At 39.8% G+C, this 1,283-nt stretch carries 2 protein-coding genes; both read left to right on the plus strand.

Going from position 1 to position 1,283, the window contains the following annotated elements; all coding sequences use genetic code 11:
* Positions 1-257: 257 nt before the first annotated feature.
* Entirely contained in the window at positions 258-917 is a 660-nt protein-coding gene (locus A3729_RS25175; RefSeq protein ID WP_068634401.1) for a GIY-YIG nuclease family protein, read from the plus strand.
* Positions 918-949: 32 nt separating this feature from the next.
* Positions 950-1,283 (plus strand): hypothetical protein (locus tag A3729_RS25180; RefSeq protein ID WP_197476075.1); only part of this gene is annotated, 334 nt, incomplete at its 3' end.

Below are 1,283 nucleotides of genomic sequence, written 5' to 3' on the forward strand. Positions count from 1 at the left end.
TATTCAAAGTGCAGCCGCCTGCTTAAATGCGCTTGAGGCAGACAATCATTGCGATTGTTTGGGGGGCCACAAGGAAGATGCTGCCGACTGGTATACCACTCGTTACAGGATGATGTTTGAACGCCATGCGGATCGTATCATCGAGCATCAATGCCCTTAATCCAATACATATAAGGAACTGGAGACAAATAGAATCTGATAAAGGTTGGGTGCTTTTTGTCTCCCTCTCAAAAGCAAATCAAAAATAATAACAATATATGCAAATCGATTGGCCTTCAGTTAATCTTGATTTCGCGAACTATTTAAAGAAGACCAAGCACGCTAATAACTCCAAAAAGAAACTTACAAAAAGAAAGTATGAGGAAGCAAAGGATCTCTTCTTTGAGTTTTGGAAAACGGTAAAAGATGAAATCCCCGTATCGGTGGAAGATATCAGTCCATTGCGTGAAGAAATTTTGACAAAAGTTCAAAATGGAAGTGCTCCAGCAACGGCTCTAGCCGATGTTTTGAAAACTCTGATTGCTAAAGGAAAGATCTCAAAGGACTTGGATTCTGGCTACGTTTATGTAGGCGAGTATGTTGACGCTGAATCAAATGAACCGTTATTTGATTATTTAAAAATTGGATACACCACTGATATAGACGACAGAGCTAAATCGTTAAGTGGTGGTGTGAGTAGTCCTCTAAAATTCAACATGAAGCATGTTTGGAGATTTAAGCCGGGCTATGCCTATGTTGTTGAGCAGTACCTGCATGGCGAGTTTCACGACTATCGACAGATGGGTGAGTTCTTCACAAGCATGGATGGGTTAATTGAAGAGTGGGCCTCAGACATTATTGCTAATGAATTTAGTGATGTTTCGGAATCTGTAGGGGAGAGTGGTAATTTCGCTCTTAAACAATCTACCAGCTCTTAGGCTGGGGTAGGAAAATTATTTGAGGGAATGAAATGTCTTTGAATTTTCTTGATATGCCAGTGTGTTTATTGTCTGAAGAATTAAAATTACAGAGAGCATACATTCAGAAGCAAGAGCAATTACTCTCTTCATTTACGGAGAACATAGAATCTCATATCGAAACTTATGAACAAGAGATGTTTGTTCAAACTCATGCTGAAGATGAAGGCGAAATAATTCGAGTTGATCTTGAACATATTAACGGGGTAACTGAGCAAGATTACGACATCCGGTCACTTTTTTCTCAGAGTATGACGATGTACCAACGGCAGTCTATGTTACTCACGCTATGGGCAATGCTTGAATCTGAGCTTGAAAGAATCTACC

It is taken from the genome of Oleiphilus sp. HI0043, from assembly GCF_001634935.1.

Coding starts and splice junctions, on each gene's coding strand:
- A3729_RS25175 (WP_068634401.1), top strand. CDS start 258: ATGCAAATCGATTGGCCTTCAGTTAATCTTGATTTCGCGAACTATTTA.